Below are 18,279 nucleotides of genomic sequence, written 5' to 3' on the forward strand. Positions count from 1 at the left end.
CCAAAGCAGATTAATCTGAAATTGGATGACCTCTTAAACTATAAAAATGTATTTTCAGACCTAAAAATTTACATTTTTATAACGTATTGCGACCATTGTTATATCATCTTTTAAGGGTTTGTTATTTAGAAAATTACTAATATTCTCTCTTACACTTCTGATAATAAATTCTGTATCCTTAGTATAGCCGTCCTGTATAAGTTCCAATAGTTTATCTTCCCCGAAGAATTCTTCCTCTTTGTTTTCTGCTTCTGTGGCTCCATCTGTATATAAAAATATAAGGTCATTGTCTTTTAACTGAATCGAACTGTCTTGAACGATTAAAGGAAAAGGAGTACCGAGAAGTAAACCGGATTCCTGTAATTGTAAATAGGAATTCTTCGAAAATACTATAGCCGGACAATGAGCAGAATTAGAATATACTAATTCTCCGGTCCTGATATTTAATTGAATAGAAAGAAAGGTCATGAAATACTTTAGTTTTCCCATATCACAGATCAAATTATTAATAGCCGTGTTTAGAGCAGAGGGTAGAGGTGGATTTGCTTTATCAGAAAAGTCAAGATAGTTTTTTACTAAACTATATACGCCTGCTGCTATCAGGGCGGAAGGTACTCCATGTCCCGTTACATCTCCAATAAAAATGTATACAAGTTCATCAGTAAATGGATATATATTAAACCAATCTCCCCCTGTTTCGCTTGCAGGTTCATAAAAGGAATGCATTTCCAATTGAGGCAAATCGGGTAATTTTTGAGGAAGTAATGTTGATTGAATTCCGGATGCTGTTTTGAGTTCCATTTCCATTCGCACTTTATCCTGCATTTGCATTGTATAATCAATATTTTTTATGGAGAGTATTAAGGATTCAGTGAGCATTTCAATAAACCGTTTAAAATCTTCATCTATAGGATCCGGTAACCCGGATATACAAAGTATACATACAACATTTCTTTCAGTAATAGAAATGGGAATAAAGAGTTGGTCTTTATGAAAGGTATAGTGATATTTTTGAAACTTTAATGCTTCCGGAGGAGCCTCTTCTAAGGAGAATGAGGAAATATATTCTAATAACATTTCCTTTTCGTATTTCATAGAAGAATAAAATCTCATTTCCAGTTTTTCTTTACCTGCTTGAGTCTCGTGAAGAGTTCTACAGGTAGAATTGACCAGTGCCAGCTTATCCCTGGCCAGAGCCATTTCTCTGGCTACATTTAAGATCTTTAGTAATCTATCGTTTGCAGCTTTTACCTGTAAAAGATACTGATCTTTTTGTGTATTAAGATTTTCTAACTGAATATTTTGAATCTCCAGATTTTCTGTTAACTCTTCATTAGATGTTAATGCACCGGTAAAACGAATAGAAAGAATATAGGCCTTGGCAAAGGTAAAGAGAAAAAGTCCAAAGGTCACAAGATGAAAACTATGGATAATATCCATAGAATATAATAAATCATTTATAAATATAATAAAGAGTAGAATAAAACCTGAAAAAAGAGTTTTGGCTCCCTGTCTTTTATTGATAATCGCTTTCGATATATAGTATAAGGTAGATATTAAAAATATAACTACAATTATCCTGAAAACAGAAATCAGCGGAGAATAAACTCTCGCATAGTTAAAAATGATAATGGTACTTACAAGAAGCATATAATATTTCAAGATCTTCACAAATCTCGGGGAATATTCCCCGGGAAAGAAGTGTAATAAAAAAGAAGCAAAGAAAAATATCCCGGAATGTATGCTTAAAAATATAATTTTAAGTTGTAACTCCCAATTAAAATTTGGAAAGAAACGAATAAGTATTCTTTCGTTTTCAACCGCACTTCTAAAAAAGACAGACAAACAAAAAAGTCCGAAATATAAGGTTGCTTTCTCTTTCCTTCGAAGAAAAAACAAACCGATATGATAAAGACCCATAATAAGTAAACTACCGGATAAAAAGCTCTCCAGGGTAATATTTACCATATCGGCTTTTTGTATGGAAGCAAATTCACCAAGGATTATATGACGCCAGGGACCTCCTTTATGGTAATGAAAATTAGAAACTTCAAATACGATTTGTAGACTTCTTTTTTCCGTGTAAAGATATTTAGTAAGAGGGAGCCACTGTGGTTTTTCTTCTTCAAGCTCAGCTCCCGTTATCCCGTTAGAAGAAAATAGCTCATCATTTATCCAGAGTCTATATGCACTGGATACAACTCCGACGATTACTCCTAAATTAAGGGGTTTTTCCGGAAGCTGCACTAAGAGTCGATAACAGGCAAATCCCTTGTCTCCAAGTTCGGGATTTTTTTTACTTGTTTTCCATGGGGCGGGTAGTATAGAAAATTGCGGTTTCTGTAAATCTTTATCTGTTAAAGATTTACATTTCTTTTTCCAATAGAACTCCCATTCTCCTTCTAATTTGAAATTTCCGTTTTGTGCAAAATTCCATGTTCGCAAATCAAGCACCCCCGATTTAGCCACGGGAATCTTTTCTTTTCCCTTACAGGTAGAGAATAAGATAAGAAAAATAAAAAGAAGAATCGCATACTTTTTCATAATCCAATATTAAATTAGGCCAGACATTTAATTAATTCAATAAAAAATCCTTTTTATAAATATTTTATAATGAAAGGTAAATAACAACATTATTCTTGTTATAGCCAACTAAGCAATCCCGGTTATAGATTGTGTAGCTTCGATAACCTATAATTTTACCAAAATGACTTTTCATGAAACCCCATTTATACGAATTTATTTCTATCTTTTCTATTGACAACATAAGTTTGAATCCATCTATGTATTATTATATATTAGAGGTAAAATGTCAAAAACAGTATTGGAAGAATTACAGGAGAGAAACTTTGTTTCCCAGTTAACGGATACTGGCATAGAAAAAGCAGCTGAATACGAAAAATTGGTGGTTTATGCCGGTTTTGATGCAACAGCCGCCAGTTTACATCTAGGTCATGTAATTCCAATTCTCGGTTTATCACATTTCCAGAAATACGGACATAAACCTATTATTCTCGTCGGAGGCACTACAGCTCTAATCGGTGATCCCAGCGGGAAACAGGCAGAAAGAACCCTTTTGGACCCTGAAACAGTAAAGAAAAACGCTGAATCCATAAAGAAGCAACTTTCCAGATTTTTATCTTTCGAAGGAGAAAATGCTGCGCTTATGGTAGATAATAGCGATTGGCTGGGTACCATAAGTCTTGTAGATTTTTTGAGAGATACGGGTAAAAGTTTTTCTCTGGGTTATATCCTGGCAAAAGATTCAGTTAAATCCCGACTGGATAGAGAGCAGGGAATCTCTATTACAGAATTCTTATATGCATTATTACAATCCTATGACTACGAATACCTCTATAAAAATTACGGCTGTAATGTTCAGATTGGTGGAAGCGACCAATGGGGAAATATAACCGCCGGTATCGATCTTATCCGTAAAAAACACGCCACTTCGGTTCATGGAATTACCTTTCCTCTTCTGACCCGTGCAGACGGAAGCAAGTTCGGTAAAACCGAAGGGGGTGCTGTATGGTTAGATCCGGAACTTACAAGTCCTTATGAAATGTACCAATACTGGTTAAATTCCGATGATAGAGACATTATACGATTTTTAAAATACTTTACTTTTTTATCAATTACTGAAATCGAAAAGTTAGAAAAAAGTGTATTAGAAGAACCTGAAAAACGAGAAGCTCATAATCTTCTCGCCTATGAATTTACTTCTATGATTCATGGAGAAAAGGCAGCTATAGCTTCCAGACAGGCTTCTCAATTTCTTTTTGGAGGTTCCGCAGACTCACTTAGTCTCGAAGCCGTTACTTATATACAAAAAATTGTTCCGGGAATCGAAATTTTACAATCCAAACTAAGCGAAGGTATTCATATCATTGATGCTCTTTCCCTATCCGAACTGGTAAAATCAAAAAGTGAAGCCAGGCGAATGATCCAGCAGGGTGGGATTTACTTCAATAACCAAAGAGCCGATTTAGAAACTATTTTACGTACCGAACACTTAATACAGGAAAAAATTCTTTTATTACGTGCCGGAAAGAAAAAATACAAATTACTAAATGTTATATCATAACATACTACCTATATAATCGGAGAGCAACTTGGAAGAAAGTGTTATCTATGGAAAATTAAAAGTTCTATTGCAAAATTATATATCCGACCCTGAGTTATACAAGCGAGTTAGTTTACAGGCACACCTGGTTAATGATCTGGGAATTAAACCCAATAAATTAGTGGATATTTCTATAGCAATAGAAGACGAATTTGATATTGAGTTTGCTGAAGAAGAAATTAAATACCTGAACTCACCCGGAAAAATTATAGATATGGTAAGAGCTAAACTCTATCAATGAGTTCTCATGTATTCGGGAATGATATAGTTGACCTTTCGATTCGAGCTACCAGGCAACTTTCCGGTAATTCCCGTTTTTATAATAAAGTTTTTTCTCCTTTAGAACAGAAAATTCTTTATTCATCGGATAATCCTGATATTTTTACCTGGATAATCTGGTCTTTTAAAGAAGCTGCCTATAAAGCGATTCGTCGAAATCGTCCCGGTCTCGTGTTTCAATATAAAAAATTTGAACTTCAGGAAAACTTAAACGAAGTTCATTATGAAAACATCCACCTACAGGCGAGATATTACCTCTTCCCCGGAGGCCTACATTCGCTTTGTTTTGAAAAAGATTTAGATGAAAACAAAATATTCTGGACTCATGAAGTTTCAGATACACTTAAACATAACAAGGAATTTAGGGACGAATCTTTGCCTGAGGAATCTTTTTTAGTTCGGCTTCTGGTAAAACACAAATTAAATGAAATGCACAACTGGGAGATTTCAAAAATTAATATCCCAAGAATCAAAGATGAAAAAGGTTTTACTTCCCCTCCTCTTATCTATTCCCCCTATACTCAGATTCCACTCCCCCTCAGCTTGAGCCACCACGGACGCTTTCTGGCGTTTGCTGTGCACCTTCCTTAAGGTTTTCTCCGGCGTTTCGAATAATTTCAGCGATTTTATCCAAAGCATCTCTGGCAGCCGGTACAAGACCTCCAAAATTGACAAACCCATGAATGAGAGAAGGAAATTCAATTCGAATAGATGGGTTTCCATCCTTTAAGAGTTTCTCGTGAAAAGCCAGTCCTTCATCATAAAGCGGGTCAAATCCGGCTTGAATAAGATAGGTTTTGGGCATACCTTTCAAAGTTTCAGCGTGATAAGGAAAGTAGAAAGGATTAACTCGATCTTCAGGATGATTAAAAAAATGACTAAAAAAATACCGGAGAAGGTCGGGAGTTAGACCATAGTTAGGAAACTGTTGAAAGCTTTCCCTTTCGATAGAGTGATCAATACCGGGATAAATTAAAAGTTGATAAGAAGGTTTCTTTCCCTCCCTTTCTCTAAGTCTGGCTGATAAATAGTTGGCAATACTGGCTCCGGCACTATCTCCTCCAATTCCCATTTTTGAAATATTAATTTCAAAATATTTCTCCCTGGACTCCAACCATTCATATACAGAATAAGCATCTTCAAAGGCAGCCGGAAAGCGGTGTTCCGGTGCTAACCTATAATCTACAGAAATAATGGTAACACCGGATTTTAAGGACAAATAGCGTAATAGGGGATCAACCGTATCCAGATTTCCTATTACAAAGCCTCCACCATGAAAGTAAAGAAGACAACTATCCGAAAGTCCTTCCAATCGAGGCGTATAAATTCGAATTGGTATCTCCCGATTCCTGGCCGAGACTTTCATATCATTAACCCGGTAAAGTTCAAGGGGGTCGAGATCAAAGATAGCCATCATTTCTTTATGGAGTTGACGACTTTCTATAGGGGGAAGTGCATTTAATTTAGGTTTTACTGCAGACAATAAAAGCCCAAATTGGATAAATGTATCCAACTTCTTACCCTGTATTTCAGTTTTTCCTCCGGAAATCAGTTCCAGAGCCCTGGTAGGAAGTTTGAGCAAGTATTTAATAACTTCTTTTTCTATAGTAGATAACAAAAATTGCCCCCTAAAAAACTTATTTCCTGAATTTGGAAATGTTTCCTTTATTTATTACAAATAACCATAAAGGTTTCCACCTATTATCAGGCTGGTTTATAAATAATTAATTGATTTATCTTTTTTCGTCTACTATAATATACTTTAAAAGACTTACCGGGAGTCAATCAAATGAAGATTTTTAAATTTAGTGCAATTCCTATAATTTTACTTTTCCTCCTTTTCCTGGGGAATTGTAAAAATCCGGAAAATGATAGCAATTCTCCAGCTAGCATGTACGGACGTTTTCTCCTCCGTCTTGGCCTCACTCAAACCCTGGCCAATACCAGCTACAATGTGACCGCTTTACCCTCTCAGGTAACTGTGAGTATACCGAGAAGTATCCGAAAGAGTACGACTACTCTTAGTTCAGTTTTAGAACCAAGAATCATGCGGCAAACTACCGAAACCCAATTGGCCAAGGCAAAAGGTTATCAGAACCTGATTGATATCGTAGACAAGATGTACGGTCTTTTGGGACAAACCAAGTTAGAATTAATTCTCTTGAATGAGGTTCTGCAGGAAGCCAAAAACTCACCCAATACCTGTTTTACCGGTGGAACCAAATCTTTAAAAATTACCCAGGAAATGATAAACTCCATCAAGCAATCTTTTATGGACTATGGCTTAACTTCCGCCCAGGCAGAAACAGAACTCCTCAAACAGCAGGAAAGTGGAAAACTTCCTAAATTGGGAGAATCGATACCGAGTCCGGCTGTTTTATACCGTTCCATTTCTGAAACAGATACGGATACGAGGCTAAAAAAAGACTATGAACTGGGCTACAGGCACATAGTTCAATACTATACCAGTGATAAACCCTCGAACACAGTCACCTGTCCTGCCAGTGATAGTGGTTATAACAAAGTTATGAAATACGATGCAGCTTTTCAGAATATTTTCTATTCCGTAAAAGCTGACCTTGAAGTTCCGGGACTTACAATAGGGATTGTGGCCAGTATTGCTCTCTCCAAAGCTACCAGCACCGATGCCAATTCCAGAGATACCATGATTTTTAATATGGTAACCCGTGAGAAAAGGGGAAGTAAGTACACTACGACAATAGATAAGAACACCATCACCAAGTGTAAGCAGGATGCAAATGATTCCTGTATCAAAATAGATTCAGATACAATTCAAAAAGACCCCTCCATTACCAGTCGGGACTATGACCTGAAAATCTCTGTTAATGGAAAAATTAATGACAGTGGCGGGTTCATCTTAACTGAAATTCACGATGTTATTTTTGGTGATAAGGTAGTTGATGCCTCCGGGACAACCACTACTAAAGTGCAAAAAAGATATATTAAAGAACTTTTTGATTCAAGTGGAAATCTTCTGGGTCTGGAAGAAGGAACCGACGGAAGAACCTTTAAACCGGTCGAGGGCTTTGCCAAGATTGATATGACCGGTGGTAATGTCCTGGATATCTTTGGAGAGAAATTCGATGGTTTCGGAATGGGTTCAGCTGGCGGACGTGTTTTTATAGGTTTTAGCACGGGTCCGGAAGGAATCGGTCTGAATAATGTAGAGTCCGACCAGTTTATTATTTATCAGGCCCTTTCGACTACAGATGCTCCGAGCGGATATAATGACCCTTCTATTGTAGGAGAAGGCGAGTACCTAAACCCCTGTTCCGGTCTGGATTCAGCTTCCTGTTCGGCCAAGGTAAACCTGAATTGTAAATATACCAATAATGTCTGTACCAAATCCAAGGTAACAGGAGGAGATATTTATATAGACTACTGGGGAACAAAAGATGTAATTCCCCGTCTGGCTCTTTATCGGAGAAGCATGACTTCCACCGGTGCCGTTCAATATACCAGAGTAACCGGAACCAACGTGTTTAAAGTTCTGGAAGCAGACCCCTACTCCAGTCCGACTTCCCAGTTTTATGATCCTTACTTAGATCCGAATTTTAACCCGGATAATATTTGCTATATTAATCCGGCAGCCTGTTTTTCAGGCGGAACCTTTAATCCGGAATCAGCCGTGGATTGTACCATTAACCCAAATGATCCAATGTGTACTTACGATCCGACCAATGACGCTTGCTTCGGCCTGGCACCTGCTACCTGTGATAATAATACAGGCAGAGTCGCAAAATGTACTTACGACCCGTATATGGGTTCCTGTATGAACGTTTTTGGAATGTGTGAACCTCACTTAAACAGTAATTCCTGTACCAGTGCCGGTTGTACCTGGGACTCAAGCTTTTACTTCTGTAGCCCTGCCGGTCAAACCATTAACTGTGCAGCTCAGACTACTGAATATTCCTGCTACGCTTATCCCAAATGTATGTGGGATCAAACGGCTTTAACCTGTTCGGAAAACACTGTCGGTTTTGGAGTAGATCAGGTGGCCATTGCAACCTGTCCGGGTCTGGATCAGGTAAGTTGTGATAATGAAATCTACTGTACCTTTGGTACCCAGTGTAACGTAGCCTGTGATTTCCATTACGATCAACAGGCCTGTACCGGAAGTCCAGCCGGTTGCGCCTGGGATCCCACCAATTACTATTGCTATTCTTCCGGCGGCGGTGGAACCGGAACCTATACCAGCTGTGCAGATATTCCCAATGGACCGGATTGTAACGCATCCACTTTTGGTTGTACCTGGGATCCAGCATTATTTACCTGTAGTATCTCCGGCGGTGGTGGAACTGGCTGTGCAAGCTACCCTGATTTTGCTTCCTGTAGTGCCGATCCTACCTGTACGTGGAATTCAGGAACTTCTATATGTGAAATTTCCGGCGGTGGTGGAACGATTTGTTCAAATAATACAACTCAAATTTCCTGCCAGACCGATTCTCTAAGCTCAGATGCCACTTTCGGCTGTGCCTGGGTTGGGACTTCCTGCCGACCAGGTTATGATCCAACAGGAGTCTCCGGATGCTCAAACCATACAGCAGAAACTGCCTGTGCTGAAGAACCTGCCTGCTATTGGGATGGTTCAACCTGTCTTGAGGCAACAAGCTGCATTGATATTGACACATTTCACAGTGGCTCTCTAAAAAGTGTATCCTGTCAAGCTGCTAATGGATATCTGGGTTGTATCTGGGATACAGGCACCTCTACCTGCGGTCCGTAATTAATGGCGAGTGTAAGTGACATATAAACTTTAAAAACTCAGTGAGTATGTAAGCGAACCACCGGTGGTTCGCTTGCTTCCCGGTAATGATAAATATCCGAAATACTCACTTTTTTATTAAATACATATAATCATAAGAAGGTATATCTTGAAACTAATACGATACTTCCTATTCTTCTTTTTTCTCACTGGCTCCGCAGTATTCGCCGATGCCTACCACAACATCAATGGTTTTTTCGGTGAAAGAGCGGCGGGTCTTGCCGGAGCTTATTCGGCCATCTCCGATGACCCTTCGGGTGCTTTCTACAACCCGGCGGGAATCGGCTTTGCTTACGACAATTCGATTTCCATTTCTGCCAGTAACTACAAGATTATCAACAAAAGCTACAAAGATGTGGACTCACCCAATCAATCCTATAGCCAGACTTCGAGGAGTTATTTACCCAACTTCATAGGAATCGTGAGCAATTCGGGTGACTTGAAAATAGCTTTTTCTGTAGTCAACCAGATCAATGAAAACTATAGCCGAAATGACCAGATTAGCATTCCGGTTTATTCCTCTTCTATTAATAATACGAAGATTTACAATATAGAAAATTACAGCCACCTACAATTTGGCCCAAGCTTTGGCTATAAATTGGGTGAGCGTTTATCTGTAGGAATGACCCTTTACTTCTTCGAAAACACCCAGAGCATTACGCGCTCCACCATGCAGCAGTATACCGACAACTCTTATGTGATGGTCTCTGATGTAGATAACAGAAGAACCCTCGGCCTAAATCCTATCTTCGGTATACAGTTTATGCCCATGGATAAACTCTCTCTCGGATTTTCCGTAAGAAGAAACGTCGTTACTGCCAGGAATCGACTTATTAGCCAGGTCTATACGGACTCCCTGCGAGCCGGAAATACTCACAATATAGATTTTACAGAAGGAACCCATCATTTTAACGGTAGTGTAGAAAGCGGTATATTAAAAATGAAAGCTCTACCCACAGGTGAAATTCCCCAGAATAACGAATTCAGAGCCGGTGTGGCCTCCTTCTTAACACGAGATTTCATGATGGCGTTTGACATTATCCACAGCGAAGGCTATGTTAAAAAACAAAATCAAATTGAGCTTGCATTTCAGGGACCCAAAACAAAAGTTACCTGGAACAATCCGGAAATACAGGAACTCACTCTAAAACCTACCACCAACTTTGCTTTCGGAATGGAATACTACCTGACTACTAACCTTGCCCTTCTGGGAGGTGTATTCACCAATTATTCTAATGCAAAAGAAGTAAAATGGGAAGAATCAGCCTTTCAGTTAGCCGGAAAAGCCCTTCTGGGTTCTGAGTATTCTTCCAAGGCCAGTGAAGACTTAACCCTTGCCTATGCTTATCCGGAATTCAGAAACAACCCCAGAAAAGAATTTGTAAACAACCTCGGATATTCCGTAGGAATCTCTTTTGCTAGTGCAAAAGCTTCTATATCTCTGACTCTTATACGTGAAAAAGGTCTGGGACAATCAAGGATTGACTACAATAGTTTATCACAACAATTTCAGTATAACAGCACCTCAATCTACCTTGTAGCCAGTTCCAGAAATTAAATAGATTCTTTGTGAATTGTCTCTCTCTATCAAAATCATAGAGGCTTGAAACCTCTATGATTTTAAACTTCTCACTCTATAAAGTTTAACGGAAAACGATACAAAACAGCTTTCGCTTCATTCGTATCGTCTTTTGCTATTATAAGAACTTTCGAATTTACTTCATCAATTAGAATTTTAGGACTTTTCCCTGATTTATCCCCTCGAAACAAAGAAATATCTTTATGAACACATTCGAAGGTTATCTGGTTACAGCGATAATATCCAATTCTATCATTATTAAAATAATTCCTTGTAGCTACGTGAATAGTCGAAGTATTCTTATCGATTATAATAGATGGCTCGTAACCAGAACCATAACCCTGCCCGGAGGATATATCAGTATAAGTACAATTCGTTCCGTCTAATTCACAGGAAATAAGGCTAACTTTTCTCTCATTATCATAATTCGTTGCAGCAATCAGTAGCTTCGAACGAATTTCATCTATAATAATCGAAGGAGTGCGTAAATATACATCGGAAATAATAGAATGCTTACAACCCGTTCCATCGAATTCACATTGAAATAAACTCAATTTTCTGGTGGAATTCGAAGCATCTCTTGTTACCACCAATAATTTCAAATTCAGATAATCGAGTATGATAGTCGGTTCGTTCCCGGAACTACTGCCCTGCCCGGCTGATATATCTTTATATACACAGTTGTTTCCATCCAGATCACACCGAAATAGGGCCGGTCTATTAGAATTAGATCCATTTTGGGTAACCACAAGTAACTTATTATTTAATAAATCAATAGCTGTATCCGGATAATTGCCGGAACTACTGCCCTGCCCGGCTGATATATTTTTATATACACAGTTAGTTCCATCCAAATTGCAATAAAACAGAGCCGGTTTTTTCAGGTTGGAACCATCCCTTGTTACCTGTAGCAATTTAGAATTATACACATTTATATTCGGATAATAGCCGGAACCACTTCCCCTTCCAACAGATATATCTTTGTATACGCAGTTTGTTCCATCTAAATTACAGCTGAACAGAGCCGGCCTGTCGAGATTTGAACCATCACAGGTAGTAACTAACAAATTATTTTGCTCTATTTTTGCATCCAACTGACTTCCGGAATCATATCCCTGACCTGCTGATAAATCCCGATATTCAATATTATTACTGATTACAGTAAATTCTTTTTGAACCGTATCACTTAAACTTGCTGACAAAGAAATTGTGGCAGCTTTATCGAACAAATACAACTCATTTTCAACAGCCTGAATTTCCAGGCTTTGAGCTATATTATAATTCTCAGGAGTAAACGTAAGTGTGGATACATTAGATTTTAATAATTTTTCATTATCCGAACTAATAGAGACAGAAACATTTTCTCCGGGTTGTCTTGTCAACTTTACTGTAGCCTCTGTATTACTTCCTTCCTGCAAACTGCCGGTTTGAGTTTCAAAAACAATAATTTGTCGACTATTATCTAAAATTGTAATTGGAAAGCTTAATTCTTCAAACCAATCAGAGCTTATAGTAAGATTCACTTTTTCAGATATTACATTTTCATCTGACTCTGCTCTTAAAACTACTTGTTGTTCGATATTTGCATTGTCTTCATTAAAAGATAGAGTAATTTCTGTAGTCTCATTTACTTTTAAATTAGGATTATCACTTCGAACGATTAGCGTCTTTTGTTCTTTAATTTTTTCAGATATTCTAAAATTTAAAGTATAATTTTCTCCTTCTGTAATACTTATTGGTATTTCGGAATATACAATACTCGGTTTTGATTCATCAAGTGCTACATTTAGATCCACTCCATAAATTATACCAATAAAAGTATTCGGATCTCCTAAATTTTTAAAGTCTTTCTGACAATTAAATAGGATTATACCCAAACAAAATAAAATAAGTGATAGTGCTTTCATAGGATTAGTCCTCATATCCAATAGGCAATCGAAACAAACCCGGTCTGGCTGAATTAGCTGTATTCCGGGTAACCGTTAAGAGCTTTCCATTTACTGTATCAATCACCATAGATGGGCTATTTCCGGACTCAATTCCCTGCCCGGCTGATATATCTTTATATTTACAATCAGAGCCATCTACTATATTCAGATTACAGCGAAACAGACTTAATTTAAAAAAATTATACTCATCCTCTGTTACAATAAAAATTTTGCTATTCTTTTCATCGATTGTAATTCTGGCATTTCTACCCACAACTCCCAGGTCACCCGCAACATTGATGTGCAAACAATCAGAACCATCAACCGTATTTAATTTGCATCGAAACAATCCGGGTTTTCTCGAATTAGCTATATTCAGAGATACAACCAACAAATTCTGATTTGTTTTATCAACCACAATTCGGGGGGTCCAGCCGGAATCGCTTCCCTGCCCTGCCGATATGTCTATATGCTGACAATCAGAACCATTTACAGTATCTACATTACAACGAAATAAACCGGGTTTAGCTGAATTAAACAAATTTCCTGCCACAACTAAAACCTTAGCATTTATTTCATCTATAGCTATATGCGGATCTCAACCGGAATTATTTCCCTGTCCTGCCGATATGTCTATATGCTGACAATCAGAACCATCTACCGTATTTAAATTGCATCGATACAGACTAAGTTTATAGCCATTTGTAATGTTTTGAGTAGCCACTAAAAATTTTCCATTGGCTTTGTCTATGTCTATCACAGGGGTCATTCCCGAACTCTCCGGCTGTCCTGCCGATATATCAATATACTGACAATCAGAGCCATCTACAGTAGTCAAATTGCAACGAACCATACTTAATTTGGATAAATTTGATTTATTGGTTGCGACAACCAATAGCTTTTGATTTTTTTCATCGATAGCCATAGCAGGATACCTGAGAGAATTACTTCCCTGTCCGGCGGATATATCAATATGCTGACAATCAGAGCCATCTACAGTAGTCAAATTGCAACGAAATAAACCAAGTTTATAATCATTAGCCCAGTTAAAAACAGAAACCAGTACTTTAGAATGAATCTTATCAATGGCTATACTGGGTGTATATCCCGATTTAACCCCCTGCCCGGCTGAAATATCAATATATTCTAAATTAGGAATTACACTAAAAGTTTTAATAACCGAAAGTATATTAGATTTAAATTCAATACTTAAATCCTTACTTAAATAATCCATTTTTTCTAATATAGAAATATCTATATTTTGCTCTATATTGTAATTTTCAGGTGTAAAGATTAAGGGCTCTGCACTATACTGCAATAAATCAATATTGTTGGATACAGGTTGAATAGAAATATTTTGATTCGGCTGCTTGGCCAATTTTACTTTATAAGAAATAGAACTTCCCCTTTCAAAGCTGGGATTCTCCGGATATGCGGATACGAGGATGGACTGGGAATCTTTATCCTTATTTGTTACGATTAATTGAATCCTCGAATGCCAGTTCGAATCAAAACTAATATTTGTTTCTTCGGAAACCAGATTTTCATCCACTTCTGCTTTAACACTCAAGATTTGTTCCTCTCTGGAGTTCTGAGGAGTAAAAGTAAGTGTTACAGAAGGATTCCCATTAATCGATATAGCAGGATTATCACTTTTAACGATAACTTGCTTGGTACCGATAGAAGCTTTTGAAAGTTTAACTTTAAAATCTACAGTTTCTCCCTCCTTAATGGAATTCTGCTGATTAGAAATCTCTATATAAGGTATATTTCCAAAAAGTTCAGAAAAATCATATCCATATAATAGACCGTACATAGTTTCCGGATCACCTCGATTATAATAATTTGGGTAGCACTGTAAAATAAGACCCAAAATTAAAATGGGAAAAAGGGATATAAGTTTTCTACACATAACAAAATGTCCATATTTGTATATACTCCAAAAATGAAAACCAATGTAAATTTTTGCAAGAAATATTTTTTTATTTAATTTACAGTATACCCTCCGGAAAGAAAAATGCGTTATTAGAAGTGTTTTTATTCATGAAGAATTATCTATTAGTTTTATTAATTTTCTTGCTTATTTCATCAGGAAATCTGTATTCAAAAGCAGAAACCTATTCTCTAGCAATAGTTCCTTTTCACTCGGGTACAGAAATCTCTAAAAAGCAAAGTGAAGAAATTTCAAATCTAATTCGAAAAAAGTTAAAGCCCCTGTATAAACTTACATCCAAAAATCTCATTCAAAAAACCTATAAAGAACACCCTCAAGAACTACTGGGTTGCATTGGAGCGGAATGTGCTCTTAAAGTAGCCAAACTAACAAATTCAGATAAAGCTCTTTTTGCAAATATCTACAAAATAGAACAGGGTTCCGTAGTTAAAATTATTATTATGGATCATAAAACAGGATATATAGAATTTTCTGATGAAATCATCATTAAAAAAGATGCGGATATTAAAAAAAATGTTGAAAAATTTTCTCAAAATGTCCAATCCCATCTATATGGAGTACCCTGGAAACACGACGAATCCAGATTTCCTTACATCTGGCGTTCTTCTTTATTTCCGGGATACGGTCAATGGCATGAAGGAAATAGTTTTAAAGCCAAAATTTTTGCCGTAACAGGTGCTATACTATTAACCAATTACTATCTATCAAATAGGGCCTATATTCACGCAGGTGAAAAATATGCAACCGCCATTACAATTCCCTATACGATGAATGAAAATGCCCTGGCCATCAATGCTTTGACTTTATCACCCTTAAAATCCGATTTGAAAAAAAAAGAACAATACATGTTACAATCAGCCTATGTATTGGGATTATTCTGGATAGGAAATATACTGGATGCAGCATTTTTTAAATATTCAGCTTCTGATAGAGTGAACTTTTCTATCTATTATAATCGGACAATGAATTCTATGGGTATTAAAAATAGTATTTCAGAAAACTTTAAATTTACTTTTTTACATCATTTTTGAACGAGGGATATTTAAATGAAAAGATACATTATATTATTCTTTTATATTTGCAGTCTAAGCTTTCTATACGGAAAGGACCAGGAAATATTAGAGTTTCGAGCTAAAGGCATCGGCATGGCCGAAAGATTGGAATTGGATGAATGGAAAAACTCCAGAAGAATTGCTTTGATTATCGGTGTTAATGAATACAAATCTCTTGCCCATCTTTTTTTTGCTAATAATGATTCTCTCAAGATGAAATTGGCATTAGAACAGGTAGGTAAATTCAATGAGATTATTCTAATGAACGACGAAACCGGAAAAGAAAACCCAAAATTGCTTCCAACAAAGAAAAACATAGTAAGCACTTATAATCGAATCATAAAAGAAAAACCCGATCTACTCTTATTCTATTTTTCCGGACACGGCTTTATGGCTCAGAATGGAGAAAATGTTATAGCTCCAATTAACGCAATCTATGATTCCAAAGAAATAAAAAATGCTATCAGTATTTCTCAGCTTGCCAAAGAAGCAAAAAAAGTTCCAAAGGCTATGTTCTTTATAGATGCCTGTCGTGAGAAAATTGTAGAAGGAAGAAAAAGTCTCAGCGGAAAGATTTTTGGAAATTTTCCCGATGAAGTATTAAATGCAAAAGGAGTAGCCATTATGATGAGCACAAAACCCGGTGGCTATTCTTACGAAGTAAGAGATTTAGGAGGAGGTTTATTCACTTATTATTTAGTGAAAGGAATCAGCGGTGGCGTCCAGGACTTAGGTCCTGAATATGTTACTTTTGATGCCTTAAAAACCTATACCGAACAGAATATTAGAAACTACGCAAAAAATCTAAAAGGGAAAGAACAGGTACCTTATACCGCAGGTGACTATACCGGGAATTTTTTAATTGCAGTAGGAAGACCGGACAAAGATATACACAGTGAAATTGTAAAATATCAAAATGATAATAAAGTTATAAGATATTCCCGCATCCTCTTTGATACTTATAATCGCAGACTCAGTCAGAACTTCTTTACTTACGGTTCAGGTAAAAAATACTTGCTTTCCGATTTGAATGGTGTTTCGCGCATGAGTTATGAATACGGAGAAAACAAGTTTCTGGCTAAGCAGTTTAATACAAAAGGTGATTTGGTTTTTACTTATGGTGTAATTCCTTTTGAAAATAATACTTATGAAATAAGAATATTTGATAATAATAAATCGATAGAACATTTTTATGATAAAAACACGGTTCGTCTCAAGGAATATACTGAAAATAACAAGAAAGTTAAAACAATATATAAGCATATAGAGATAAAACAAGAAAAAGAATATACCTTAAAAATAGAAACATTTAAAGATTCTTCCGGGAAAATTACTACAAGCCAGGAAGGAATTTCTATTATAGAAATGAAATATAATCCCTCTGACTTCTTAATGCGCAAAGAGTTTTATAATGCAAACCATAAACCTATTGAAAACTCTAAAGGAATCGCAAAATATATTTATGAATATAATGCATTTGGAAAAAAAATATCGGAACAGTACCTGGATGCGAGAGGCAAACCAGCTCGAAACAAATTCGGAATTTCCAAATATGAATATTTATATGATGATAATGGAAATAAACTAATAGAAGCATTTTATAACGAAGAAGGAAAACCTGTAGAAAAATATGGGGTAGCGAAAATTACTTATAAATATAATAGTAAAAATAAACCTCTTGAAATCAGGTACCTTGATATAAACGGTGAGTTAAAGGAAAATGGTGCAGGAGTTGCCCTGGTAAACTATGTATATACAAACAATAAAGAAACTATAGAATACAGGAACAAAAATCAGGAACTTCTTCCCTATGGGATCGCTCAAAAAAATATTGAATATGACGAATCCGGAAATATTTTAGAACAGGAATATAAAAATTCAGCCGGAAAACTGATTAACGAACCCTATTATGGTATTGCGAGAATTGTTTATCGATACAACGAAAAAAAGCAAAAGCTCAGAGAGATTTACTATAATAGTGAGAATTACCAATCAAATAATATTTACGGGATTTCTGAGATAGACTTTGTTTACAATACAAACGGACAAGTACAAAAAAAGATAAACAAAAACAAAAGAGGAAATACAGTAAATGATATTAATAATATTGCTTTTATAGAATATACTTATGATGATAATAGCAGGGTAATCAAAGAAGAATCGTTTAGTGCTGATAATAAATTAAAAGATAACGAGTTTGGAATCGCTAAAATATTATTCACCTATGATACAGATTCTAACTTGGTAGCTAAAGAGTTTTTTAACTCCAAAAATATTTCGATTAATGATCCTGAAGGTATTGCAAAATACAAATATTCTTATGACAACGCAGGTAGATTAACCCTTGAAGAACATATAACAGATAAAGATATTCTTTTACAGGCTAAATACTTTTCCTATATTCAAGTTCCGGGTTCCGACAAAATAATCAAATTAAGCCTGGATAAATTTTACCGTCCTGTAAAATATCAATTTTTATCAAAAAGAAAGAGGAAATAAAAGTGTCTTTCATAGGACACTTTTAATAAACACCTTTATTGTTTAAAAGAACTATCTATTTATTTCCTTAGAATCACTA

General features: G+C 36.3%; 12 protein-coding genes. 7 read left to right on the plus strand and 5 right to left on the minus strand.

Going from position 1 to position 18,279, the window contains the following annotated elements:
- Positions 1-60 precede the first annotated feature (60 nt).
- Positions 61-2,544, minus strand: coding sequence for a SpoIIE family protein phosphatase (locus H7A25_09960; protein ID MCP5500215.1), 2,484 nt, complete (start codon positions 2,542-2,544; stop codon positions 61-63).
- Between the two features lie 265 nt (positions 2,545-2,809).
- On the opposite strand from H7A25_09960, the gene H7A25_09965 reads away from it, so the two are divergent.
- From H7A25_09965 to H7A25_09975, 3 genes are read left to right on the plus strand one after another with little or no spacing between them, the layout of a single operon-like run.
- Positions 2,810-4,084: a tyrosine--tRNA ligase gene (locus H7A25_09965; protein ID MCP5500216.1), complete on the plus strand. Its 1,275-nt coding sequence runs from the start codon at positions 2,810-2,812 to the stop codon at positions 4,082-4,084.
- A gap of 28 nt (positions 4,085-4,112) precedes the next feature.
- A complete protein-coding gene (locus H7A25_09970; GenBank protein MCP5500217.1) occupies positions 4,113-4,364 on the plus strand; it encodes a hypothetical protein in 252 nt (83 codons plus the stop codon).
- Complete coding sequence (locus H7A25_09975) at positions 4,361-4,993, plus strand: 4-phosphopantetheinyl transferase family protein (protein MCP5500218.1); 633 nt, start codon at positions 4,361-4,363, stop codon at positions 4,991-4,993. Before H7A25_09970 ends, H7A25_09975 begins: the two co-directional genes overlap by 4 nt.
- On the opposite strand, the gene H7A25_09980 is transcribed toward H7A25_09975, so the two are convergent.
- Entirely contained in the window at positions 4,941-6,020 is a 1,080-nt protein-coding gene (locus tag H7A25_09980; GenBank protein MCP5500219.1) for an alpha/beta hydrolase, read from the minus strand. The genes H7A25_09975 and H7A25_09980 overlap by 53 nt on opposite strands.
- A 171-nt stretch (positions 6,021-6,191) precedes the next feature.
- On the opposite strand from H7A25_09980, the gene H7A25_09985 reads away from it, so the two are divergent.
- Together H7A25_09985 and H7A25_09990 are read left to right on the plus strand one after the other, a co-directional pair.
- Positions 6,192-9,149 carry a hypothetical protein gene (locus tag H7A25_09985; GenBank protein ID MCP5500220.1) on the plus strand — a complete coding sequence of 986 codons (2,958 nt, stop codon included), beginning with the start codon at positions 6,192-6,194 and terminating at the stop codon, positions 9,147-9,149.
- Positions 9,150-9,297: 148 nt separating this feature from the next.
- A complete protein-coding gene (locus H7A25_09990; GenBank protein ID MCP5500221.1) occupies positions 9,298-10,746 on the plus strand; it encodes a transporter, Ompp1/FadL/TodX family protein in 1,449 nt (482 codons plus the stop codon).
- 71 nt (positions 10,747-10,817) lie between these two features.
- Here the strand turns inward: H7A25_09990 and H7A25_09995 are convergent, their stop codons facing one another.
- The 3 genes from H7A25_09995 to H7A25_10005 are packed head-to-tail and all read right to left on the minus strand — an operon-like array spanning position 10,818 to position 14,511.
- The gene (locus H7A25_09995; GenBank protein ID MCP5500222.1) at positions 10,818-12,674 is read right to left on the minus strand and encodes a hypothetical protein; all 1,857 of its coding nucleotides are present in this window, start codon (positions 12,672-12,674) and stop codon (positions 10,818-10,820) included.
- 4 nt (positions 12,675-12,678) lie between these two features.
- Entirely contained in the window at positions 12,679-13,248 is a 570-nt protein-coding gene (locus tag H7A25_10000) for a hypothetical protein (protein ID MCP5500223.1), read from the minus strand.
- 45 nt (positions 13,249-13,293) lie between these two features.
- Positions 13,294-14,511: a hypothetical protein gene (locus H7A25_10005; GenBank protein MCP5500224.1), complete on the minus strand. Its 1,218-nt coding sequence runs from the start codon at positions 14,509-14,511 to the stop codon at positions 13,294-13,296.
- Positions 14,512-14,738: 227 nt separating this feature from the next.
- On the opposite strand from H7A25_10005, the gene H7A25_10010 reads away from it, so the two are divergent.
- The gene (locus H7A25_10010) at positions 14,739-15,680 is read left to right on the plus strand and encodes a hypothetical protein (protein ID MCP5500225.1); all 942 of its coding nucleotides are present in this window, start codon (positions 14,739-14,741) and stop codon (positions 15,678-15,680) included.
- A 15-nt stretch (positions 15,681-15,695) separates the two neighbouring features.
- On the plus strand, positions 15,696-18,200 hold the full coding sequence (locus H7A25_10015; GenBank protein ID MCP5500226.1) for a caspase family protein: 2,505 nt from the start codon (positions 15,696-15,698) through the stop codon (positions 18,198-18,200).
- The last annotated feature ends 79 nt before the right edge of the window (positions 18,201-18,279 follow it).

The sequence above is a fragment of the Leptospiraceae bacterium genome (assembly GCA_024233835.1).
Taxonomy (GTDB): Bacteria; Spirochaetota; Leptospiria; order Leptospirales; family Leptospiraceae; genus JACKPC01.